Annotated in this window: 17 protein-coding genes; 12 read left to right on the forward strand and 5 right to left on the reverse strand. The window is 50.4% G+C overall.

Features of this window, described 5'->3' with window-relative positions; translation table 11 throughout:
* The first annotated feature begins 422 nt into the window (after window positions 1-422).
* The 9 genes from ACFFSY_RS17415 to ACFFSY_RS17455 all read left to right on the forward strand — a co-directional run bounded on the left by ACFFSY_RS17415 (window position 423) and on the right by ACFFSY_RS17455 (window position 11,896).
* Window positions 423-2,636, forward strand: coding sequence for a hypothetical protein (locus ACFFSY_RS17415; protein ID WP_377496300.1), 2,214 nt, complete (start codon window positions 423-425; stop codon window positions 2,634-2,636).
* Window positions 2,629-3,660 (forward strand): NAD(P)/FAD-dependent oxidoreductase, encoded by a 1,032-nt coding sequence (locus tag ACFFSY_RS17420; protein ID WP_377496302.1) that lies wholly within the window; start codon window positions 2,629-2,631, stop codon window positions 3,658-3,660. The genes ACFFSY_RS17415 and ACFFSY_RS17420 overlap by 8 nt, the downstream gene beginning before the upstream one ends.
* A 159-nt stretch (window positions 3,661-3,819) precedes the next feature.
* Window positions 3,820-4,626, forward strand: a complete 807-nt coding sequence (locus ACFFSY_RS17425; protein ID WP_377496488.1) for an endonuclease I family protein — start codon at window positions 3,820-3,822, stop codon at window positions 4,624-4,626.
* 65 nt (window positions 4,627-4,691) lie between these two features.
* Window positions 4,692-5,411, forward strand: coding sequence for a YukJ family protein (locus tag ACFFSY_RS17430; protein WP_377496304.1), 720 nt, complete (start codon window positions 4,692-4,694; stop codon window positions 5,409-5,411).
* A gap of 50 nt (window positions 5,412-5,461) precedes the next feature.
* Window positions 5,462-6,412 carry a hypothetical protein gene (locus ACFFSY_RS17435; protein ID WP_377496306.1) on the forward strand — a complete coding sequence of 317 codons (951 nt, stop codon included), beginning with the start codon at window positions 5,462-5,464 and terminating at the stop codon, window positions 6,410-6,412.
* 71 nt (window positions 6,413-6,483) lie between these two features.
* Complete coding sequence (locus ACFFSY_RS17440) at window positions 6,484-7,653, forward strand: DUF8225 domain-containing protein (protein ID WP_377496308.1); 1,170 nt, start codon at window positions 6,484-6,486, stop codon at window positions 7,651-7,653.
* Between the two features lie 14 nt (window positions 7,654-7,667).
* A complete protein-coding gene (locus ACFFSY_RS17445) occupies window positions 7,668-9,314 on the forward strand; it encodes a Dyp-type peroxidase (RefSeq protein ID WP_377496310.1) in 1,647 nt (548 codons plus the stop codon).
* Between the two features lie 457 nt (window positions 9,315-9,771).
* Window positions 9,772-10,332: a TetR/AcrR family transcriptional regulator gene (locus ACFFSY_RS17450; RefSeq protein ID WP_377496490.1), complete on the forward strand. Its 561-nt coding sequence runs from the start codon at window positions 9,772-9,774 to the stop codon at window positions 10,330-10,332.
* 100 nt (window positions 10,333-10,432) lie between these two features.
* Complete coding sequence (locus ACFFSY_RS17455; RefSeq protein WP_377496312.1) at window positions 10,433-11,896, forward strand: DHA2 family efflux MFS transporter permease subunit; 1,464 nt, start codon at window positions 10,433-10,435, stop codon at window positions 11,894-11,896.
* A gap of 220 nt (window positions 11,897-12,116) precedes the next feature.
* On the opposite strand, the gene ACFFSY_RS17460 is transcribed toward ACFFSY_RS17455, so the two are convergent.
* The 5 genes from ACFFSY_RS17460 to ACFFSY_RS17480 all read right to left on the reverse strand — a co-directional run bounded on the left by ACFFSY_RS17460 (window position 12,117) and on the right by ACFFSY_RS17480 (window position 18,329).
* Entirely contained in the window at window positions 12,117-12,911 is a 795-nt protein-coding gene (locus ACFFSY_RS17460; protein ID WP_377496314.1) for a rhodanese-like domain-containing protein, read from the reverse strand.
* Window positions 12,912-12,945: 34 nt separating this feature from the next.
* On the reverse strand, window positions 12,946-14,790 hold the full coding sequence (locus tag ACFFSY_RS17465; protein ID WP_377496316.1) for an alpha-galactosidase: 1,845 nt from the start codon (window positions 14,788-14,790) through the stop codon (window positions 12,946-12,948).
* A 264-nt stretch (window positions 14,791-15,054) separates the two neighbouring features.
* Window positions 15,055-15,885, reverse strand: a complete 831-nt coding sequence (locus ACFFSY_RS17470; RefSeq protein WP_377496318.1) for an alpha/beta hydrolase — start codon at window positions 15,883-15,885, stop codon at window positions 15,055-15,057.
* 81 nt (window positions 15,886-15,966) lie between these two features.
* Window positions 15,967-17,124, reverse strand: a complete 1,158-nt coding sequence (locus ACFFSY_RS17475) for an alpha/beta hydrolase-fold protein (RefSeq protein WP_377496320.1) — start codon at window positions 17,122-17,124, stop codon at window positions 15,967-15,969.
* Window positions 17,125-17,282: 158 nt separating this feature from the next.
* Window positions 17,283-18,329 (reverse strand): LacI family DNA-binding transcriptional regulator, encoded by a 1,047-nt coding sequence (locus ACFFSY_RS17480; RefSeq protein WP_377496322.1) that lies wholly within the window; start codon window positions 18,327-18,329, stop codon window positions 17,283-17,285.
* Window positions 18,330-18,619: 290 nt separating this feature from the next.
* Between ACFFSY_RS17480 and ACFFSY_RS17485 the strand changes: the two genes are divergently transcribed.
* The 3 genes from ACFFSY_RS17485 to ACFFSY_RS17495 all read left to right on the forward strand — a co-directional run bounded on the left by ACFFSY_RS17485 (window position 18,620) and on the right by ACFFSY_RS17495 (window position 23,757).
* Entirely contained in the window at window positions 18,620-20,317 is a 1,698-nt protein-coding gene (locus ACFFSY_RS17485) for an RICIN domain-containing protein (protein ID WP_377496492.1), read from the forward strand.
* Window positions 20,318-20,541: 224 nt separating this feature from the next.
* Complete coding sequence (locus ACFFSY_RS17490; protein ID WP_377496324.1) at window positions 20,542-21,543, forward strand: glycoside hydrolase family 43 protein; 1,002 nt, start codon at window positions 20,542-20,544, stop codon at window positions 21,541-21,543.
* Window positions 21,544-22,155: 612 nt separating this feature from the next.
* A complete protein-coding gene (locus tag ACFFSY_RS17495) occupies window positions 22,156-23,757 on the forward strand; it encodes an extracellular solute-binding protein (RefSeq protein WP_377496494.1) in 1,602 nt (533 codons plus the stop codon).
* Window positions 23,758-23,773: the final 16 nt, after the last annotated feature.

Consider the following 23,773-nt stretch of genomic DNA (forward strand, 5'->3'; position numbering starts at 1 on the left):
CATATCCAGCATGACCGTGAGAATGAGCACTTCTTTGACCATGTCGATTTCTTCTTCGGCGGGGAGAAGGGGCGATTTGGGCGGGTTAGTTTTCAAAACGCCAGCTCCTTCGGAAACAGAACATTTGTTCGCTAACAAGATGTTTTTATTATACTACAAACATATGTTCGTTATGCAAGAGGGGTGCGGGTGGGATTTTTATACAGGTGAGTGAGAGAGAGAGTGTGGTGGAGGGAGGGGGTGTGTATTGGTGGGTGCAAGAAGAAGTTTTCCGCAAATACCGGCAGATTCAGAAAGAGGCGTTTGGGGTGGAGATGAAGAGGAATTAATAAAAAAATACCTGAATTTACATTTATTAATTATCCTGTGAAACAGAAACAATACTTTCTGACTTTCACTTTCTTATGAACGGAGATCGACCCATGAATTTGTTGGATAACGTGAAGAGGATCTGTGACAGACTGGCTGAGAAAGGTTGGAAGGCATTGTTCCTTCAACATGGCCTGGATATCACCTCAATGAATTTGAAAGGGGAATTATTAAAGGAACTGACGGGGATCAACAGATCGGTAAGCGGTTTTGAGGATTTCAGTCTGGAAGGAAAAAGGGGAATTGAGCCAGGCATGCCTGCAAGAAGTTTGCTGTATCATGCGCTTGCTAGCCCTAATGTTGTGGAGGGAGTAACAGAATTTCCAACTTTAGCCGAGCTAGAAACAATAGAGAATTATGTGTATGGCATTGAGCCTCCGGCACTTGAAGAAATCAGGGCCCGAGCTGAGGGGTTAGCTTTATCGCTTGTCGTTTTTGCCACCGAATACCGTCCATCTTCAGATACCGTTCACAAAAAGCATGCGGACTTATGTTTCTCCCGCACGGGGGTGGCTAGAGTAGGGACGGCACAATCGGAATATGCAGCCTCGATTCGGGGGTTTCTTCCCTTCGTAGACAATCAGCCGCATGCTATTCGGGTCCTCCCTGCGAAGTACTCCGCGTACATTGCGGTACAGCGCAGGGGCAACAAAGAACAATTCGGGCCTATGCGGTTTAAGACGGAAGACAGCGGCCGAATTTTCTGGGTACCGCTTCATAAATTGTTTAGCGGAGCAGAGTGTATCCATGGAATGGAGCTGCACGTAAGCCTCACATCCCATCATGTGAATGAGAAATTAAAACGCATCCATCAAGTACTCAAAACGGGAGTGAGTGAGGAAGAGAGTCAGAATAAACCGTTCAAATTCACGGATGGTATTGCCGAGCTGTCCCTTGATCCTGAGCTGGGTACCGGTGTGGTCATGCCAATCCAGCATCCTGCACTTGTTGAACGGGCGGAAGATGAGAATGGGAAGCCAATAACCTTTAAGGTGCCGGCAAACAATAACCCGTTGTATTCGAGCTTTACAATTAGCGACATTGATGGAGCACGGAGAGCTCCAGAGTATGTTCATGTCCGGCATGTACTTAATCATGATGGTACAATTAAAGATTTGAACGAGGAACGCAATGTGAGCGAGATCGTGAAAGAGGGCAACTATGACGCGGTTCACTATATCGATTATACCGGGGATGGTTGGGTCGAAGCGAGGTGTCCAGAGATATCCAATGCATTCCCGGATCGACATCCGGCTTACTCGTTAGTGACAGCGCCTGATTTCTTCCCAAGTTGTGACCAGCGGGAGCTGATGGATTGGACGGAGTCTGTTCCTGGTTTTCTCAAACCATACTTGTGGGAGGTTCCGCCCGAAACGCTTTCTGATAACCGTCTAGCGGCGAATATCCATTTAGGAGAAGGTCAATTCACAATTGATGATAGGACAATGACCGCGGTCGTTTCGACTTTCTACGAGACGCCGCCCCGGCAGGCGAATGTACAACCAACCCGAGTAGAGGCAAGGCATTCCTATCTCCCTGATGCAGCCTCAGGTGTATTTGCGCCAGGCTGGGACGTAAGCAGCGTCAAAGACCATGAGGGCGCAGAATTTCTAGCTGCCTATGGTCTTGGCAGTCCCTTTCCGGAGGACGCAAAGCTTTGCGCTGCGCTTAGTACATTCTGGCCGGCCGTTGCGCCGGACGCCGCCCGAACATTCGAGCCCTCACATCAATGGCCGACCGTAAGCCCGCTTACCGATGAAGAGATCGGACAAGCGGGAGGGCTGCCGTGGGACGGTATTCAAGGTCCCTCCGAGATCCCCGGGAAGAATATGGTCCGGTATGCAGCCATGGAGTATGCAGACTATGTGGATCAGGCGTTAGGTAACAAATTCACCCTTGCGCTAACCGGCAAGATCGACGTCAACGAATATCAGGAGAGAGTATTGTCGATGGCCTGCGCCTATCATGCCTTGGGGATCAACCCCGATGAGAAAGGGGAATGGAGCGTGCTATCCTTCCGGAAGGCGGAAGCAAATGATAATGATCTTGGGACGGCTCAAAGGCAATCCGGGACCGTTCTTTCTGGACCTTTATATCGTTTCGTCATGTATCGCCATGGCGCGATCTTCCCGGATCCGGACCGGGATTTTACAAAAAGAGCAGTTATGATCGAGGAAAAGGCCGAACTGTTCGTTGGCGGAGAACATATTCTTGTGAAACGCGGGGAAGGGAAATGGGTCACCCACAGCATCTTTACTCATGCATAAATGCGATGTAGTGATCGTCGGCGGGGGGCCGGCAGGTGCGGCGGCCGCGATTTCTTGCGCTCAATCCGGTCTCGAAGTAACAGTCCTGGAAGGCTCCATATCAGGAGATCGTCCCGGGGAATCGTTGCATCCAGGAATCGAGCCGCTCCTGGATCAGTTGGGAATCGGTGAACGCATTCGGCAGTCGCATTTCCTTAGGCATGAAGGGGTTTGGGTGGAGTGGGGAGATGATCGGCGCTTTTTACCATTCGGCTCAGATGAGAACGGGCCATGGCGAGGATATCAGGCGTGGCGATCAGAGTTTGACGCGATGCTTATGGACGAGGCGGTCGCGCATGGCGTGCGCATTATGCGAGGGTGTTCAGCAGACATGCCCCTGCTTGAAGGCCAACGCGTGGCTGGTGTAACAACCTCTAAAGGGGAAATTCGTTCCAGTTGGGTTTTTGATTGCTCGGGAAGAAGACACTGGCTGGCCCGAAAGCTCAAGCTGCGCATTCAACGCCATTCCCCCCGATTGTTTGTGCAATATGGCTATGTATCCGGAACAGGTCCCAACCGGGATGAAATGCCTGTAATGGTTGGAGATTCGACTGGGTGGACTTGGAAGGCTGAGGTCAAGCCGAACCTGTATCAATGGACAAGGTTAATCTTCGGAAATACGGCAAAGTGGGATCCAGAGTGGCGGCCGTACGAATTCAGGGACTTGGAACCGGTCTATGCATCAGGTGCGGATATGACCTGGAGGATCGTCAGGGAGTCGGCTGGCCCCGGATACTGGATATTGGGGGACGCCGCTTCTGTTCTGGATCCCGCCTCGTCCCATGGCGTACAGAAAGCGATCATGTCGGGCATGATGGCGGGGCACTGTCTGACAGGAATTACCCAAGGCCGTCATGGCGAGAGTTTGGCGATTGAAGCTTACAAGCGATGGCAATACGAGTGGTTTCTTCGAGACGCGGAACAATTGCGCAGCAGATATTCCAATCTATCTCCATCCCTGTTCCCGACTTATGAGAACTTATAGGAGGATGGAGGATGTCCGATCAAATGGGCATTTTTACGACATCAACATATCGAGGGGACAGAATGAATGAAAACCAGTCACAAGCTGTGCATACTTGCGCTTAGTATTTCAATTACGGGATGCGGAACAAATAGTAACTCCAGTAACGTTACCGATGATATGCATCAAAAAACGGTTCAAACCCCTATAAAACAAGAAGCCATGCAAAATGGCGGTTCATATCGAGTCCTTGATGTAAATCTGGATCAGATGTACTACAAAAATGCAATGAATAAATCGGGAACGGAACTAAAAAAGGCTCTCCATGATATTGTCAGTAAGCAAAAATCATTGACTTACGATGAAATCTGGGAAGCGGTAAAAAAAACCGATGAAGACCCGCATAACTCGAATAATGTGATTCTTTTCTATTCGGGGCAATCGGATTCGAAATTGAACACGGATCATGGAGGAAATGATAATTCAAAATGGAACCGTGAGCATGTTTGGGCTCAATCGCACGGTGACTTCGGGACAGCAAAAGGGATCGGAACAGATTTGCATCATTTAAGACCTGAGAACAAAAGAGTAAATGGCGACAGAGGCGACAAGGATTTTGATAACTTGCCTCAAAATGCTAAATACCAATATACCTCCGTACCCATACCGGATACGTATTGGGACAAGCAACAAGAGATTTGGGATCCCCGGGATGAAGTGAAGGGGGATGTGGCTCGAATTATGTTTTATATGGACACGCGATACGAAGATTCCGACAGCATGGATTTGGAGCTTGTAAACCAATTGACGGACAGTCATTCACCGAAATTCGGGAATCTATCCACATTAATGAAGTGGCATGAATTAGACCCTGTTGACGACTTTGAAAAAAGACGGAATGAAGTCATCTACAGTTACCAAGGGAACCGCAACCCGTTTATTGACCATCCTGAATGGGTCTCTCAAATATGGAGAGATGCCCAATAAAAAAATAGGCTCACCATTAGCAGCAAAACATTGCAAACTTTATAAATGAAAGGCGCTGAGAAGATATGCTGTCGAAATATGGTGTTGTAATCGGGCAAGTTATAGCAACTACTGCTCAAAGAGAAGTGGAATCACCCCATTATGTTATTTCGGTTGACGCTGGAGAGGACGGAACCTATGAGGTTCCAGTAAACGTCAAATCGATTGATGACAAACGACCAAATCTCCTATTTTATCTTGATCCACAATTTGATGCCCAGGCCATTACCCTACTCCCAACTATGAAAGATGGATTTCATGAAATTAATTACGAGAGAGGCATGCATAAAGACATCGCTGTTGATTATATCCGTAGTGGGCTTTTTAGTCCAAACCAAATGGAGATTTTAAAACCATACGCCGAGGGGCCTGACAATGATTTGACCGACAAAATAGATGAACAGATGAAGCTTGCTTTAAACAACGAACAAGCCACCATATATGCATTTGGAACGCATTATAGTAGAGCAAAGGGGGTCCATAATGTCCATATGAATCAAGGGAACACAAATTATAGTCCTGGTGAGAATGGTACTTATCATGATGGTTGCTTTCTTCTGCATTTTCGGGACCAGAACAGATGGCTTGCTTATTTCCTTGCGTTTCAAAGCCAGTCATGGTGTACGGACGAGGAGGGAAAACCTAAGCCGGGTAGTGTTGATGGACGTGGTTATCCTGTGAATAACTGTAAATATGACACAGTAACGGTTAGATTGCAGTCAGAAGATCCTGTTCCTGTTTTATGAATCAGTCATCCAAAATAGTTGCAATAAAAGGGTGTCAGCTGAAATCTTGGATGTCTGGTATTAACGATGTCACCAATACAGCGATAGCCTACGGTCGTCATCCTACTCCGGAACAAGATCTTGTATTCCATGGAGGCAAAACGATCCCTCATCTTTCTTACCTTAATTTCTATGTAGGAGGAGAGAAAGCTTGGGAAAAGGAGGAAATACAAAATATCGATAACTCGCTTGAAGCCGCCATGAAGGATGAACATTTAAACAATGTTATGGTTCAATATTTTCAAGACGGAAATATCTCGACGACATTTATAGGTTCAACAATTGTTGAGCATATAGCCCCTTCTGTCGTTTCGAAAACAGTAGTCAAGGAACTGGTGAAAAACCTGTTTGCTCAGGGTGTGCTGCAAAATATTGATTTCAGTTCTACCGTGTGCAACTTCATGTTGCCTAAGGGTACTGTATTGAAAAGTGAGGCGGATGCTACGGCTTCAGAAATCGGTATTGAACACCAAGCATCTCCTTCGATAATAGATACTAATGAAGCGGCAAGTTCGCTGCACGGACTTGCCGGGTACCATGGTTCTGTTCCGGTCACGGGATCGAGCGGTGATCAGGTTACCATTTATTATGCCGTTGGTGTTTATTCGGAGATTGGAGAGAATGGATTTAGAAATGGCATTCCTGTCTTCGATCGCCCTTGGAAAAACATCGTCGCTACCTTTTATCACGAATTGCAGGAAGCCCGAACCGATCCTGATGTTGAGGATGCGAGTCTCGCCGGGAATGTCTCGTTTCTCGGCTGGGTTTCCCGAAAGGGGGATGAGTGTGGGGATTTCCCGATCAACGAGGCCGGGTATCATTCACTTGTTTTTAAAGAAGTCCCTCTTGCAAACGGAAGTGGTACGGTTCCCATTCAGTTTCAATATTCAAATGCCGTTCATGGACCTGAAGGACCGATTCCAAAGCCTCATGTATACCAAGGGGATAGTGACACCAAATAGCTCGGGAAAGATTAGTTTAAGTCTGTTCACTTTCAAAGCGTTAATTCCAAATGAGAAAGGATGTTATGAACATGCCTGCAACAATTGTCCGGTTCACGCCCCCAGCCAACTTAAACGACTTTGATTCGATCCCCAATCAGACCGAAGCTTGGCATGAAACGATATCCTACTTTTTCGATGGTAACATCCGTCGAATTCAAGAAGAACTAAGAACATCGAAAGGTACCCCTCAATTTTATAATCCTGCGGTTACAGAAACGGCCTCAGATATGCAAACCATTGACATTACATGGAATGCATTCCCTAGAATAGTTGAAGTGGAAAATCACAACAATCCGGATCGTTATTTCCCTGCTGCCGAGGAGCTCGCAGGCGGAATAATTCGTGTTCAAGATGAGTATTGCGAATGGCATACAGAACGGGATCGGGATGGGAAAGTGACTCGAGTAACCTTTACATGCGAAGGTCCTGAGTACTGGGAAGCACTGGCGGACGGTTACCCGAAGACATACAACGGGCAGAAATCTGCGGGGGCAAAAGGAAGCAAAGAGCTGCTACTTACCTTATATCGAAAATATATCAGCCCGGATGTGCAATTGAAGGATCTATTACTGCCGGATGGAACTTACAACCCGTTGAATAGGTGGAACACGACCGACGGGGCGATGCATCTGATCAATCCCTCCAATACCTTAGGCGCAGAAATTAACATCGCTGCGAGGGCAACGGTTTTACGAAAAGACGCCAATGGCCAATTGATCCAGGATGCGATTGAACTTATCGATTGTTCCAATTTCGGTGCAAGAGAGCGATTCAGTGACCCTACAATAGGTTTTCAGGTGAATAAGCTTGCTCAGCAGGGCTCCATGATCACTTTGCTTGATCCGGTTGGCCTGTACATTTCGGACTTGGATACTGGCGGTTTTGATGCCAGAGGTAAAGATCCGAAAGAATTCTGGAAAATTTTGCGGGGCGAGAAAGGACGGATTCTAAGGGCGGTTTATGAAGTTCCAGAATCGGAGGGCTTCAAAGTGGGAGATATCACAATCGGTGGACTCCCCATTGAGTACGGCGGACAAATTGCCCAGAATATCACCATGAAATTGACGGGAGTTGCATGCAAGCATCATTCAGTCCAGAACGAACCGATTTCTTGCCCGGTTGCATCGAATAGGGAGCTGATTCCGTCAGGTTTGGCCGCTACAAACGTTGAGTCTTTACCAAGCAGAGACATTCGTTAAAGAAGGGGATAAGGATGATATTAACAGATATTAGAACTTCTTCGGAAATTCCTTTTATTCCTTTGAATGAGGAACCGTTGTTGGAAGTTGAGCAGATTCAAGGAAATATTTTGGGGGGATTTAATAAGGACTTTCAGCAATTTCTTTTTTTTGAAATCGTCGACCCCGTAAAAGTGAAAAAATGGCTTCAGTTGATTATTCCGCAAGTTAAGATATCGACAGCTAAAGAGGTCGTGACATTTAACCGGTTATACAAAACGATGTATTCAAAAATAGGTTCAGAACCTAAGGGGGTTATTGCCTCCTGGGTCAACATTGCTTTTTCGTTCCAAGGCCTGAAAAAGTTGGTCCCGGATGAATCAATGAAGGATTTCTCGAAACGAAGCCCATTTGTCCAAGGGATGCAGAGCAGTGCCGGAATACTCGGAGACCCCATCCGTGATGAAGCGGCTGAAGGGAACCCGAAAAACTGGGTATTGGGGGGAGAACGAAATTCTCCTGAGATCCTCCTTCTAATCGCTAGCGACTCAGAATCGGAGTTGAATAGAATTGTCGAAGAAATAAAAAATACCGTAGTCGACTCAGGATCAAGTGTCAATAACGGTCTGAAGTTGGTGTACGAAGAAGCTGGGAGAGTCCGTCCCGATTTACCCGGACATGAACATTTCGGTTTTCGGGACGGAATATCTCAGCCGGGGGTACGGGGACTCTTTTCAACGGCGCCTGGCGATACGTTAACGAAGAGATGGATCGAACCCACGGACAAAGCATTTCAAACGGATGCCGAGCCTGGAGAGAAATTAATATGGCCTGGTGAGTTTGTATTCGGATACGCCAAGCAAAACGATCTGTCTTCAGAACCAACAGTTGTTGAGGAATCTGAGCTACCTAATTACGGAGTTCCAGTTTGGGCTAAAAACGGCTCTTTTCTTGTCGTCCGTAGACTCCGTCAGGATGTCGAGGGTTTCTGGAAATTCCTTTCAGAAAAAGCGGCAGAGGTGAATTTGTCCGCAGAGCTATTAGGTGCGAAGATGGTTGGGCGATGGCCATTAGGCGCACCGATCATGCGTTCTCCAAAAGAAGATAATGCGCAACTGGCAAAGGATGATCATGCCAATAACAACTTTTTGTACGAAAGCGACACTCCTGAAGTGAAGCTGCAAACTCATTTAAAATATTCAGATCCATTTTTAAAAGCTAAAAGTGACATCGCTGGAAATGTATGTCCATTCTCTGCGCACATCCGAAAGGTCAACCCGAGAGATTTTCAAACCGATGCTGGCCCGAGTTCGATCCGGCGAATTCTAAGGCGTGGCATTCCATTCGGGCCTCCGTTGAAAATAGACCCAAAGAATCCGACCGCCTCTTTAACGGAGGATGCTGCTAAGGGAAACCGGGGATTAATGTTTTTATGTTATCAAACAGACATTAAGCGCCAATTTGAGTTCATATCTCAATCATGGGCTAATAATAAGGAACAACCGCATGGAAGCGGAGGACAAGATCCTATTATTGGGCAAAATGATGAAGAAAATCGAGTACGCCAGTTCACTTATGAACCTAACAAATCCTTTGATATTATGAAAGAATTTGTTATTCCCACAGGGGGCGAATATTACTTTCAGCCATCAATTAATGCGTTGGAGAATATAATAAGTTAATAAGTTCTGTTTTATTAGCAAGCGGGCCAAGTCTGTCCAGTATTTTGTGTGAAAATAAGCAACAAATTGAAACCCTTCAACTTTTTTGATTGTTGAAGTTGTATGACAATCAATATTACAAGTTTCATTGCAAATGCCAAATGATAATACAGCAAGTGTCATTTTGGTCATGCAAAAAGCCCTCTTCAGGGGCTTTTTTTGTGTCAAAATATAATACAACTCACGGTGTATGTGCTGCTTGCTGCTGCTGCTGCTGTGTATCGTGTGGCGTCAGAATTAGTGAGACGATTAACTACTTCCAGCAGGACCAAAGTACGATGTTAGCCAAGTACGAAGCTCGTTTTTTACGAAAGAGATAAATTGCATGGACGTATTGATTTCTCAAACGGATTTCGTGTAAAGTCTTTTATATAGACCGGTTGTTATAATGGGGGTGAAGATATTGGAAAACGGTAAAATGAGTTCAAAGGATATTATTTTGGAAACGGCCGCGCGGCTGTTTGCTAAACAAGGCTATCATGGCACCGGACTGAGTCAAATTATTCGGGAAAGCGGGGCGCCGAAGGGCTCGCTTTATTATTACTTCCCGAATGGCAAGGAGGAGCTGGCCACTGCCTGCATCAACCTTATCCGCCGGGGGTTACAACGCCAACTTGAGCATCAGATGCTCCAGCTGCCGCAGCCCGCTGACTTTATGCAGGCTTTTGTCCTTGACATGGCAGATCGAATCGATGCCTCCGGTACGGACCGTTTTGTTCCCTTCGGTTTTTGGGCTGCGGCGGAAACTTCCGCGGTCAGCGATTCGCTGCGGGAGGCCTGTCAGGCGGCCTTTAAGGAATGGAAGGATACGTTGGCGAATAAGCTCGTGGAAACGGGGGTGGAGAGCGGTCGCGCGGAAGAGAAGGCCGACTTATCGGTATGCTTGATTGAAGGAGCTATTATTATGGCGATCGTCGAGCGGAATTCGAGAGCGATGCGCCGCGCAGCCGGCCATCTTCCGGTTATTCTGCGCGCATAAATGGGAAGGCGTCCCGAACAATGGACCCGTGCCATTGTTTCTTTTAACACACCGATTATATAGACCGGTCTATTTAGACAGAAATAAGGGAGTGGGAACCATGCAAGCTTCAGCAGCAACATCCGGCACCGCGACTCAAGCAGCCAAGAAAGAGATTAAAGTATTTCCCGTTGTGTTAGCGTTTTTGATCGCGGGATTCATCGGTCTATTCAGTGAAACGGCTCTAAATGTCGCTTTGACGGATTTAATGAAGGAATTTAACATCGAGTCGGCAACCATCCAATGGCTGACGACGGGCTATTTGCTGACAATGGGGATTCTCGTTCCGTTGTCAGGCTTGTTAATGCAGCGTTTTACGACGAGGCAGCTGTTTATTACAGCTCTTGTTTTCTCATGCATAGGCGCAATAATTGGAGCCGTTGCGTCAAGCTTTGGCATCCTGATGGTATCGCGGGTTATTCAAGCGGTTGGCACGGCGCTGCTGCTGCCGCTGATGTTCAATACGGTACTGGTTATTTTTCCGGTCGAGAAGCGCGGCGCGGCAATGGGACTCATCGGTCTGGTCATCATGTTCGCTCCCGCGGTCGGGCCTACGATTGCCGGTTTGCTCGTTGAGGCGCTGAACTGGCACTATATCTTCTGGATCTCTTTGATCTTCCTTGTGATTGCCCTTATGATCGGGATTTTCACGATGCAGAACGTCTCCGAAACGACAAAACCGCGCATTGATGGACTATCCATGCTGCTCTCCACGCTCGGCTTCGGCGGTATCGTCTTCGGTTTCAGCAGCGCCGGCGAAGGGGATGGCGGGTGGACCAGTTCTACCGTGTTGATTTCGCTCGCAATTGGTCTGATTGCTCTGATTCTTTTCTCGGTTCGTCAATTGAAAATGTCTACGCCGATGCTCGATCTGCGAGCTTTCAAATACCCGATGTTTACGATCGGCGCCCTTATGGTTGCCCTTTGTATGATGGTCATTCTGTCTTCGATGCTTGTCCTGCCCATGTATTTACAAGCAGGCCTTGCTTTCTCCACGCTTAGCGCAGGTCTGATTCTGCTCCCGGCGAGCGCATTGAACGGACTCCTGGCCCCGATCATGGGTAAATTATTCGACAAATATGGACCGAAGTGGATCGTGCTTCCTGGACTCGTCCTAGTGGCCGCTGCCCTTTGGATGTTCACAGGCGTTACGCTAGCTTCATCGGTTACCTTTATTATTGCTGTCCATATTATCATGTTTATTGGCGTATCCATGATTATGATGCCTGCACAAACGAATGGGCTCAATCAGCTTCCGCCTCATCTCTATCCGCACGGCACGGCTATTATGAACACGATGCAGCAAGTGTTCGGCGCAATCGGTACTGCGGTTGCAGTTAGCGTGATGAGCAATGGATCCGAGAAATTTATGAGCCAAGCCGATAATCCAAGCGATCCTTCGCTGATCCCGGCTGCTTTGACCGCCGGCGTTCAGGACGCGTTCCTGTTCGCCATGATCATCGCTCTTGTTGGGCTCGTTCTCTCTGTGTTTATTAGGAGGGTTGTGGTCAATCGGCCGCACTAGATTTTGACTTTGTGGATTAGTTTGCTGACTAGGTTAAGTCGGGTCGCTCGACGGTTGGCTTGTTAGCCAGCGGCGGGCGACCCCGTTCTTTTTTACAATAGAAGGTTGCGGAGAGATCTAGGAGCCAATTGCCAAGAGAGTGGAACGGTTACTGAAGAAGTTAGCGTCAAACCGAAGGATCATAGCGGTACCGACGACGACTGCCGAAGCAGCCAATCTCCTATAGTAAAAGATACGGATATTGCTCTATGCCTGGTATCGTATAGACCCTGCTATAGCCTGCATCGATCAGCGCCTGCGCCGCTGCAGCACTCTTATACCCCTTGCGACAGTAAAGGATTAAAGGCGTATCTTTTCTAACACATACAGAGAACGGGTTATTGGATATCGCTTGTAACGGGATACAAATGCTTTGCTGGATATGCCCTGTCTGATAGTCTTCATTCGTCCGCACATCAATAAGCATTGCAGCAGGTTCCTTGACCATCAGCTCTCGCGCTTCATCGGGGGACAGAGGCGTACGTTGAAATCCTCTGCCCTTAGTCGGTGGAATACGCTGCTCCCGATCAAGCATTCTTACGACAATTGCCGCGGCTTCCGCATGCGTTAAGGCGCCCGCGGCGTCGAACAGGTCAGGGGCACGACCGGGCATGATGCCTTTCACAACCATCTGCGCGATATGCATGACGCATGTGCGGCAAGAATATAAGTCCCTGAGATGTTCTGCCGCCGACCATTCCTCCTCGTCTTTTTCTCCGAACGCCGTCAACAGCGCCTCATGCACGATTCTTGCAGCGGAACGGCGCTCAATAGGTTTACTTCTGTTCGTTAGATCATAATCCTCGATGATTCCCTCATGCAGCGCGTAATCCATATCCCCTGATGACCAACTGGCATGAGTTGGCTCAATATGGCCTTTACTGCTTCTAATGACCATGGTCACAAACTGTTCCGTCGTAACAGGGTCCTCAGGATGAAGATTGGCTCCCGCATCAAAGTCCATGGCTCGTTCCATTCCTTGTCTCCTATTATCGAGTATCATTCTCAGGTTAAACAGGAGTAACTCGTAGGGTAACATTGTCATAGGCGTCAATATCCGTAATGGAAAAGGTTCTTGAAGTGGTCGTTGTAACCTCGCCTGTCCATAAATCCTTTAGGCAATAGCTCGCAGCATGTTTGAATTTGTCAGCATCCATCATTTTGCGCCCCAGATAATCGATAATGCGGCGTACATCAACGGAATGCGCCTTCGTATCTCTGGCGTCGCCGAGATTTATGAAGGATAGGGCAATATCTCCGTTCGCAAGAGGCTTTACCAGAATATCGACACGGTTGGTATTCGTGATATAGGCCGTATCGGGATTGGCATTATCGATCGAGCAGTAAATTCTTTTGGCCTGGATACCGAGGGGATCCTGATTCAATGCGATGACATCTTGGTTCGCTAGGATCATCCATAGCTCGTCACCCTTTGCAACCCGTCTTAGATCCAATCCGAGCATAATCGGAGCATTCATCATGCACCACATCGTCATATGCGTTTTGCTCATGGTCGTGGTGATCCCGTTCATGCCGATGACAAGCATATCGGGATCGTTCCACCCCTTGTCAAGTCCGGCAAACTCGTCCATAATAACCGCCTTGCTATATTGCGAGGTTATACTTGCGGTATGGTTGGAACTCCATTCGGCTGAGCCCGGATCGCCATCGGAGCCGACACGGAAGGTAATATCGTTCAAAATACGCCAGGAGTCTCCAACCTTATATCCCCAGTTATGAGGCTGTGTTTTGCCCCATTCGCAGATGGAGAATACGACATCATGGTTAGGGTCAGCCTTGTTCAAGCCTTCGAGCAAAGCCGCATAGGAATTAAGGGTGTTTTCCTGCCTTCTGTGGTTCATAAGACGCAGGATATTTTCCCCCTTCATGAAGGTGACCGTTATTTCTTCCGAATCCGCAAAGTCGGCTGTACTTGGGGTAAGAGGGAGCATGTTATCGAAATATCGAGTTTCATTCTCCGCGTTACCTACCGCGAGCTGAAGCCAGCATCCCGTGCCATTCTCCTCGCCGCTTGCGTAATTTACGGTTATGGCGTAATTTCCGCTTGCGGGTGCGTTCACGGTAAATTCAAGCTCGCCCCAGCGGTCGCCAACAGGTGTTATGCCCACATTCGTCCCGTCGAAGGTACCGATATTGGTCACATAGTCGCCGCTGTTCTTGGATGCGCCCTGACCTCGAAGCACGCCGTCCTTAACGGCATTTAACGTTACGTTCAGTTCTTCGCCCATAACCGTTATGCTTCTGATATTCGGGGCATAGGAATATTTGGCATTGGTCGCGTCCGAGAACGTGGCATTGTCCCAAAGATAGTAGCAATTATCCACCTTTATAAAGTCAACCTCCCAGTCTATATAAGACATCGTGTCGACGTCTTCGAAGCCGCAAGTACCTACCGCAGAGCCTGCGCAAAGATGGGTGCCTATATCATTGTACATGCCGAATTTGAGTCCCTTGCCGTGGATGTAATCGGATAAGGCCTTGAAGCCGCTTGGAAATTTAATCGTTTCGTTGGAAAGCAATCCGTCGACGCGTTCGGACTTGTAGCAGCCGTCATCGAGCACGACATACTTGTATCCCAGATCCGCAAGTCCCAAATCAACCATCGCGTCTGCCATTGCCTTTGTGAGTGTCTCGTTGTTCTTGCTGCCAAATGCATTCCAACTGTTCCAACCCATGGCAGGAAGGCGTCCCTGCTTTTTATTCAGAAGCACCTGACCGTTCGAGAAAGCCGGAAACCTATAGTCAGGATCCGAGATCTCGTCCGGCGCCGTCCTGGATGTAACTCTAGCCGGTACGGAGGTTGATATTAAATTCATATTCATAAACTTGTCCATAAGAAAATCCTCCTTAAAATAGCGTTTTCATTTTCCGTATTTCTGAGGAATGTCATTCTCGCTACATGTGAAAACGGCCCTTGATAAAAGATTCAGTATAGGGGGATGCGGGAATACCGGCAACGTAACCAAATTCATTTGCGGTGCTCATAGGAAGGGCGACGATCATAGAACTAGGGACTCCGCTCGGTCGTGATTAAGCGTGAGTCCCTATATTTTCGAACCTTTTGGCGACGCTTCTATGGTAGGTTCAAGCGAGTTAGGCTATCTAAAAATCCGCTGCGCAAACTGATACAGCCCGTTCTTCCAAACCGGCCAGTCGTGGCCGCCCGCTTCCTCGAGCCATAAATGAGGGACCTGCTTCTCCTTCAGGTAAGCCGTTGTCCGCTCGCTCACGTAGAGGAGATTATCCGCATCGCCGCATGAAATCCACAGCAGGTCGAGTGTCTTCGAAGCTTCTTCCGCGTTAGGGAGCAGTTGGTCAGGCTCAAGCGTGTTGGGAGCAGGAGAAAAGGCGCCGATCCAGGCGAACCGGTCAAGATGGCGAAGACCGATATTCAGCGATTGGCCGCCCCCCATGGATAGTCCGGCAATGGCACGGTTGTCGCGCTTCGTCATGACGGGATAATTCGCTTCGATGTAAGGGATAAGATCGTGCAGCAGGTCGTCCTCGAATGTCGTGAAAGCGGCAATTTTGTCCTCGGCGAAGAGATCCCCTTCGGCACGGTCGTTTACCATGGCACGCCCGTTCGGGAAGACGACGATGACCTCGGCGAGTTTCTTCTCCGCATAGAGGTTATCCAGGATAAATTGAGGACTTCCGTTATTAAACCATTCCCGTTCATCGCCGCCAATGCCGTGAAGCAGGTACAAGACATTGTAAGAGTTGTCTTTCGAGAAGCCGGGCGGCGTATAGACGAGAGCCTGACGCTTGGTCCCGACGGTCTCGGAATCATAGGTAATGGCGTCGATCTTCCCCCGTGGATGATTCGGTTGCGCTTGATCAAACAAGGCAGGCGGAGGCGCAATACTCCCCGCGGTTGCGGCTTCAACCGCGGCAGCCGATTGTTGTTCTTCAGGCCATAATTGATTCACAAGGATCCCTCCAGCCGCAACTATACTTATTAATGCCGCGGCAATAATATAGATTCGCTTCTTCATGCCTATCGTCCCGTACTACGGTCGAAAGACAAGCTGCAGGAACGCGCGCGCGCTCTTGCGCCAGACGTGCCAGTCGTGACCGCCCGGACATGTGTACAAATGGCTGTTGATGCCGATCTCAACCAGGCGCCTATGTTCGCGAACAATCGCTTCATGCCAGTCTTCCTGCTCGCCCATGGCCAGGAAGAACAGCTTCACCTTGTCGTTGAAAGCTTCCGGATGTTCGAACAACGCGCGATGATCGAACGAGCTGTCGGCTTTGTTATCCAGCATGCCGCTGAATAGGCCGATCCAGGCGAAATCGTCGAGATGACGGAAGGTGGTCTGGAGGGTCTGAAAAGCGCCCATCGATAAGCCCGCCATTGCCCGGTGTTCGCGATCGGTCTTGACGCGGAAGCGGCTCTCGATAAACGGGATGCAGTCTTTCATCAAGACGGCACCGAAATCGCCGGGAAGGAAGCTGCTCAGCTCGCCGTCTTGGAAGGCATAGCCGCTGTTCATGACGACGATCATCTCCTCGCATTGCCCGGAAGCGATCAGATTGTCCAATATGTAATTGATTTTGCCCTGCCAGATCCAGCCGGTCTCGTTCTCGCCGCCGCCATGCTGCAAATAAAGGACGGGATACGCGCGTTCCGTCTGCCGGTCATAGCCCGGCGGCGTATACACCCAGCAATTACGCGTCCGCCGCGTGACGCTTGATTCATACAGTTCCATTCGAATCGAGCCGTGCGGCACGGACTGAAGCAAGTAGAAATCGCTTTCAAGATCAGGGACTTCGTAGAAGTTGATCGGTTGAAAGCAGCCATAGCCATAAGGGGCGAGGGCGCTTGTCACGATCGCGCCGTTGACGAAGTAGTGATGGTAATGGAACCCGGCCGGAACATCGGTTAACGTAACCGTCCAATAGCCGTCACCGCAAGGGGCTAGATCGTGCCGCGGCCCGCCGAGATGCGCGACCTGTACCGATTGCGCATCCGGCGCGAAGTAATGAAACACGACGTCGCCGTTCGCCGTCACCGACACCCCGGGCTTTTCTTCCACATACGGAACCTTGCTCAGCTCCGAATCAACCTGTGACCAATCCACCTTGCGGAGGATGGGATCAAAAAATAAAGCATGGGCTTGAAGGGCTTGGTTCAGACGCGAATCGTTTCGCTCCAGCGTGGACATGAACGATCCTCCTTTTGACTAAAACGTTTTAGCAAGATTAAGATAACGAATGGTTCCTGAATTTGTCAATAGAAAAAGCTGCTGTACGAATTCGCGTACAACAGCTCAAATGGAAAAACACGCGCATGGCGATGAAGCAAGGGAGAGCGATGGCCGCCTCACCGTATAGGATCTTTCGCCGGCAAGGGGAGACAGCTCTCGCGGAATACGAAAGGCGTCTCGAATCGCTCGATATGAGGCGCCTGAAGCTGACCTTTCAGGATTCCCATCAGTACGTCGACGCAAGCGCTCGCCATCTTCTCTACCGGAAGGATCAGCGAGGATAGCGCAGGAAGGGTGAATCGTTCATGTTCGCTATCGCCGTAAGTGACGATCTCCAGCTCTTCCGGAATACGGATGCCGGCCCGATGCAAGACCGGCAGCGCGCCAACGGCCATAATCCCATTCGGGAAGAACAGAGCGGTTGGCAGCTCGCTTAATGCGGTGAGCATACCGGCAGCCACTTGCCCGCCAAGCATGGACATCGGCACCTGGAAGTTGAACGCATCCGGCAGTTCCAGACCATGTTCCCTTGCACCGTCCATAAATCCCGTTCTACGGCCGGAAATCGAGACAGTCTTAACGTCGGGGGCGATCATGCCGACGCGCCGATGACCTTTGGCCGCGAACAACGCAGCCGTCTTGCGGCCAGCTTCAACATCATCGACGTAGACCGAGCTGTAATTCGATAAACGCCGGTTAAAGACGACGATCGGCGATCGAATGGGGTTCTCCTCCAGAAATTGAATATCGGAATCGGAAACCCCTGTCAAAATGACGCCATTAAACAACTCGCCGGCGGTCAGCAAATTAGAGGCATGCAATTCGGATCGGCGGTAGGGCTGCACCATAACCTCGAATTCATGCTTGCCGAGCAGGCTGTTCTGAATGCCGATAAAGAAACGGCCCAACAATTCGCTTGGAAAATCGGAGGCCCAAAAAACCGCTATCGTCGGCACGTTATCATGGGCGGATCTCCGCAGTCGCCTTGCCGAAACATTCGGTCGATAATCCAGCTCCCGCGCGGCTTGCATGATTTTCTCTTCCGTTGCAGGCGAGATGCGAAGCTCCTTGGCCCGGCCATTCAACACGAGCGATACGGTTCCGACGGACACGCCGGCCAATTCCGCGATTTCCTTCAGACCTGCCATGAGAACCACAACCATTCTATCTAAACTCGTTCGAGCACTTTTGTGCGCCAAATCACTAGTAGCTAGTATACCACTTGCCGCGAGGAACGGACATGTTACCCCGGCAGGTAGGCGGCGAGTTATGTCATTCGCGAATTGTTGGCTCGTCGCAACCGTCCATAACTAAACTTAAGCAGGTCATGGATACATTGTTCGACAGGTTGTTGACCGATCGACCCTGCTATAAAATGTCAACTGTAAGCGCCTTCAAAACGGCCGTGTCGGCGCTTGCCATTCTAGATAATCGCGAAGGAGATGGTGAATTGATGAAGAGGTTTGGCATTGCGATCAAGCTGCTGCTGCTCATGGTGATGATGGCGGCCCCGCTGCTTAGCGCGGGTCCTGCCGAAGCGTGGACGGGCATGCCGATGTCCAAGCTGCACGTGAGCGGCAATCAGCTGGTGAACGGCAGCGGGCAGCCCGTGCTGCTGAGCGGTTGGCACCAGCCGACGGGGGCGTATTGGACGTATCAGAACAGCAATTATTATTTGAACCAGAATGGCGGAAATCGGCATGCCGCGATCTTGGCGTACTTGAAGGATATTACGGATACGTTCACGAGCACGTCGGCCAAGTACGGCAACAACCACGGCTGGTATATGAACCAGGTCCGCCTGTTCATCGACCGGGAAGACATGGGGGACGTCGCGGCGGGAACGTATAATTTCGCGGGTCTGCAGGCCGTGACGCAGAACGTGATCATCCCGTATATCGCCTATGCGAAGACGAAAGGGCTTTACGTGACGCTGGGCCTGGATTTCACCCTGCAGAATAATCAGGCGACCACGCCGGCCAATCTGGATAAATTCAATCAGATCTGGGGCTATCTCGCCTCTCAGCCGGCCATCAAGAGCGCGGATAACGTCATGTTCGAGCTTGTCAATGAGCCCGTATTGTCGTATGCGAACGGAGGATGGGGCGGCAATCCGATCGAATCCGATTTCGTCGCCCATTGGAATGCGCTGCGGGATTTCCAGAATTCCATGATCGCCACCATTCGCGGCAAAGGCGCGGACAACGTGATCTGGGCCGCGGGACTTGGCTGGGACCAATATTATCAGCTGTGCGCAACCAACCCGCTGACGGACCCGCTGAATAACATTGGCTACTCGGTCCACTGGTATCCGGGCTATGGCGCGAATGACAATTACTCGGTGCTTCAGCAACAGTGGGACGCCAATATTAAACCATGCGCCGACAGCTATCCGATCAATATTACGGAGACCACCTGGTTTAAATGGAAGACGGGGGATTCCGAGTATTGGAAATTGTTCGACGGTACAAATGCGGGCTTTGGCAAAAACACCAAAGCCATATTCACGGCTGCGGGGAATGTCAGCATTGCCGTCCATATGAACGGCTTCCTGCTCAATCCCGGCACGAGAAGCTCGTTCGCCGATCCGACGGCCGGTCTTATGTATGACGGCGATGCGACGAGGGACGGCATGGCACGCTTTATCTTCGATTGGTACTACGAGCGCGCGCAATTCAACCCTTGGAACGGAGTTTGGAATGGCATTACGTCCGGAGCGACGTATAAGCTGATCAACCGCGCGTCGGGCAAAGCGATCGACGTACCTAGCGGCCAGAACACCAACGGCTTGCAGCTGCAGCAGTGGACGGACAACAACGCGACCGCGCAGCGGTGGGTCGCGGATGATCTGGGGACATACAACAATATTTATCGGCTGCGCAGCGTCAGCTCCTCCGACAACAAAGTGATGGACGTGCGCAACGGAACGAAAAACAACGGGGAAGCGATCCAACTCTGGTCGGATCTGAGCAATGCGGCGCAGAAATTCAGACTGATCAAGCTGAGCAACGGGTATTGGAGCATCCTGAACGTGAACAGCAATAAGGCGGTTGAGGTCGCCGGATCTTCCGCGGCCGACGGAGCCAAGCTCCAGCAGAATCTGTACCGCGGCGATATGAATCAGCAGTGGCAATTGGTTAAGATTGAATAGCCTCATACTCGCGTAGGCTGCTTGAAGAACCCGCTCCCGCTTGCCGGGGCGGGTTCTTCGTATGCGGGGAAGAAGCGAAAAGATCTAAAATTTATAGGGTAATCATCTAAAGGTTGTGGGATTGTCTCATCGGTTCGTAAGCGCTACACTTTATCGAGAAGATTATCGCTATCACTCGGCGGAGGACCGCAATACAACCTCAAGCCTATAGGAGGCAATAGAAGATGAATCACACACCAAAGCCAAATGAGCCGCTCGTGACGCATATTTTCACGGCAGACCCTTCCGCGCACGTCTTCGAGGGCAAAATCTATATCTACCCGTCGCACGATCTGGATCACGATGGGCCGGATAATGACAACGGAGACCAGTATGCGATGGAGGATTATCATATCCTGTCCTTAGATAACTTCGATTCCCCTGTCGTCGATCATGGAGAGGCGCTGCATCTACGGGATATTCCGTGGGCTTCCAAGCAGCTGTGGGCGCCGGATGCCGCCTTCAAAAACAATACATACTATTTGTTCTTCCCAGCGCGCGACCACGACGGAATCTTCCGGATCGGCGTAGCGACCAGTGCGTCACCGAGCGGGCCGTTCTCGCCGGAGCCTCATTACATGGAAGGAAGCTTCAGCATTGATCCGGCCGTATTCGTCGATGAAGACGATCAGGCGTATATGTATTTCGGCGGCCTATGGGGCGGACAGTTGGAGAAGTGGCAGACCGGAAGCTTCGTGCCGGATGCGGCCGGGCCGGACCCCGACGCACCCGCGCTAGGTCCGCGTGTCGCGCGATTGAGCGAGGATATGCGCTCCTTCCAGGGAGAGGCGTCGGAGATTGCGATCGTGGACGAGGATGGTCAACCCATCTTGGCCGGCGACGAAGAACGCCGTTATTTCGAGGGTCCATGGGTGCACAAATATAACGGGCTGTACTATTTATCCTACTCGACGGGGACGACGCATAAGCTTGTCTACGCGGTAAGCCGCGATCCGCTAGGTCCCTACACGTATAAAGGAACGATTCTGACGCCCGTCATTGGCTGGACAACGCATCACTCCATCGTGGAGTTTGGCGGCAAGTGGTATCTCTTCTACCACGACTGCTCGCTCTCGGATGGCGTCAACCATAAACGGTGCGTGAAATTTACGGAGCTCCACTATAACGAGGACGGCACGATCCGTACCATCGATCCGTATGCATCGACGGTCGAACCGCTCAAGTGAATATGATTGAATTGCGCAAAAGCGAGGGCTGCCGAACATGGCTGCCTTTCTTTTGTTGTTCAGGAAATGAAGATGTATTAAACTTGCACATAAAGTAAAGCGTGTCCGCATAGCGGACGAAAGCGAAGGTCACATCGGAGACGACTGCGCAATGAGGCACGTTCATTAGCAGCGTCCAGATGGTGACGTGGCCAATAATAGACAGACTTTTGAAACCCACTGAAGCTTTGTCCGACAGGACAAAAGCGTGCCCCGCTCAAGCCCACCCGCCGACCGCGAACAATGGAGGCTGCACGAAAAAGGGAGTCCAGAGGGCGAAGTCTGAGCGTTTTCCAACGGAAAGCGCACTTCGGAAGCATATGCCTGGTTCCCCTCAGCGGAGGGGGAAGGGGGAGGAAGCATACGCAACCCAAGCAGGAGAATCGAAGGACGAATCGTATTTTTAAGTAAAGAACGGGTAACGAAACAAAGAGATGCGTATTGTGCAGCAAGGCCGCAGCTTCCATAATGAAAGCATACAGCCTGCGGATATCATTCATCTGAAATGGGGTTAACCTGTTGCGGTATCCTGTCACGAAGAAGGTCAAGCTCGTGCTTGCTGCCTGTTTGTCCATGCAGCTGCTGGTTGCATGCGATGATAACAGTACGGAGGAAGAAGAGCGAGAGATTGCATATCCGGAAGCGGGGCTTAGCAAGTACGATCCGCCGATTGAGCTGACATTCGTCAGAGAGGGCGACGACGGGTTAATCAAAGCGCTGCCGGGCGAGACGATCGCGGATAACAGATGGACCCGCCTTTATGAAGAAGTGCTCGGCATCAAGATCAAATACGATTGGATCGAGCAAGGCGATCTATACCGGCAGAAACTGGGCATCGCCTTAGCCTCGGGGAATATCCCGGATGTCGTCAAGGTGAATGCCGAGCAGCTGCGAACGCTCACCAATCAGGGCATGATTCAAGATCTGACCGACATATTCGATACGTATGCCTCGCCGCTGACGAAGAAGGTGCTCAGCGAAGAGGGAACCGGGCCTTTCGATTCGGCGACGATCGACGGCAAACTAATGGCCATTCCGGACACGAGCTCTTCGATCGAAGGGGCGATGTTTCTTTGGATTCGCACCGATTGGTTGAATAGGCTCGGCTTAAGTCCGCCCAAAACGATGGATGACGTGTTGGCGATTTCGAAAGCGTTTACAGAGAACGACCCGGATCAAAACGGCGTGGACGATACCTATGGCCTGGCGTTGACGCAATATTTGTGGGATCCCGTTATGGGCATCGGCGGGTTCATGGCCGGATACGGCGCATCGCCGACGATGTGGATCAAGGATGCATCCGGCAAACTTGTCTACGGAGGGATCCAGCCCGAGGTGAAGACGGCGCTGCAAGCGCTGCAAGCGATGTATAGAAGCGGTCAAATCGACGCGGACTTCGGCTTCAAAGACGGGGTACAGGAAGAGAAATTAATCGCATCCGGGAAGCTCGGCATGTTCTATGGCGTGCAGTGGGGCTCGTTCCTCGCGCAATCCAGCCGCAATAACGGCACAGTCGCGGCCGAGTGGCAGGCGTTCCCCATCGTCTCGGTTTCCGGCGAGAAGCCGAAGGTCCCCTTGCCGTTCAGTACCTATCAGTATTTGGCGGTCAAAAAAGGCTATGAGCACCCGGAAGCGGTCGTGAAGCTCATCAATCTGCATCTGGAGAAGAATTGGGGCGAAACGGCCGAATACGAAACGTATTACAGCACGCCGCAGCCGGTCTGGAAGCTGTCGCCCGTCACGCCATATCCGCTCATGAAGAATGTGGAGGCGTTCCGCCAAGTGGAAACCGCGCGCCGGACGGGAGATACCTCCATCCTGAAGGATGAAGCCAAAGCGATCTATAAAAACATCGAGGCCTATAAGGCCGGGGGCGCGGACCGCGAGTCCGGCTGGGGCTGGGAACGGACGTATGGTCCGGACGGCGCCTTCGCGGTGCTGGAACAATATATCAAGCACGACCAGCTGTTGTACGAAAGCTTCACCGGCCCGCCGACGGCAACGGTCATCGAGAAAGAAACGGTGCTTCGCAATCTTCAAATCGAAGCGTACAGGAATATCATCCTTGGCCGTCCCATCGACGAGTTCGACCGGTTTGCGGCGGAATGGCGCAAGCTAGGGGGCGATCAAATGACGGCGGAAATCAATCAGGCGATGGCAAGCCGCAAACCTTGAATCACTAGAATCCCGT

It is taken from the genome of Paenibacillus aurantiacus (assembly GCF_042431225.1).
Lineage (GTDB): Bacteria > Bacillota > Bacilli > Paenibacillales > Paenibacillaceae > Paenibacillus_Z > Paenibacillus_Z aurantiacus.

Coding starts and splice junctions, on each gene's coding strand:
- ACFFSY_RS17415 (WP_377496300.1), top strand. CDS start 423: ATGAATTTGTTGGATAACGTGAAGAGGATCTGTGACAGACTGGCTGAG.
- ACFFSY_RS17420 (WP_377496302.1), top strand. CDS start 2,629: ATGCATAAATGCGATGTAGTGATCGTCGGCGGGGGGCCGGCAGGTGCG.
- ACFFSY_RS17425 (WP_377496488.1), top strand. CDS start 3,820: ATGCATCAAAAAACGGTTCAAACCCCTATAAAACAAGAAGCCATGCAA.
- ACFFSY_RS17430 (WP_377496304.1), top strand. CDS start 4,692: ATGCTGTCGAAATATGGTGTTGTAATCGGGCAAGTTATAGCAACTACT.
- ACFFSY_RS17435 (WP_377496306.1), top strand. CDS start 5,462: ATGTCTGGTATTAACGATGTCACCAATACAGCGATAGCCTACGGTCGT.
- ACFFSY_RS17440 (WP_377496308.1), top strand. CDS start 6,484: ATGCCTGCAACAATTGTCCGGTTCACGCCCCCAGCCAACTTAAACGAC.
- ACFFSY_RS17445 (WP_377496310.1), top strand. CDS start 7,668: ATGATATTAACAGATATTAGAACTTCTTCGGAAATTCCTTTTATTCCT.
- ACFFSY_RS17450 (WP_377496490.1), top strand. CDS start 9,772: ATGAGTTCAAAGGATATTATTTTGGAAACGGCCGCGCGGCTGTTTGCT.
- ACFFSY_RS17455 (WP_377496312.1), top strand. CDS start 10,433: ATGCAAGCTTCAGCAGCAACATCCGGCACCGCGACTCAAGCAGCCAAG.
- ACFFSY_RS17460 (WP_377496314.1), bottom strand. CDS start 12,911: ATGGAACGAGCCATGGACTTTGATGCGGGAGCCAATCTTCATCCTGAG.
- ACFFSY_RS17465 (WP_377496316.1), bottom strand. CDS start 14,790: ATGGACAAGTTTATGAATATGAATTTAATATCAACCTCCGTACCGGCT.
- ACFFSY_RS17475 (WP_377496320.1), bottom strand. CDS start 17,124: ATGTCCACGCTGGAGCGAAACGATTCGCGTCTGAACCAAGCCCTTCAA.
- ACFFSY_RS17480 (WP_377496322.1), bottom strand. CDS start 18,329: ATGGTTGTGGTTCTCATGGCAGGTCTGAAGGAAATCGCGGAATTGGCC.
- ACFFSY_RS17485 (WP_377496492.1), top strand. CDS start 18,620: ATGAAGAGGTTTGGCATTGCGATCAAGCTGCTGCTGCTCATGGTGATG.
- ACFFSY_RS17490 (WP_377496324.1), top strand. CDS start 20,542: ATGAATCACACACCAAAGCCAAATGAGCCGCTCGTGACGCATATTTTC.
- ACFFSY_RS17495 (WP_377496494.1), top strand. CDS start 22,156: ATGCAGCTGCTGGTTGCATGCGATGATAACAGTACGGAGGAAGAAGAG.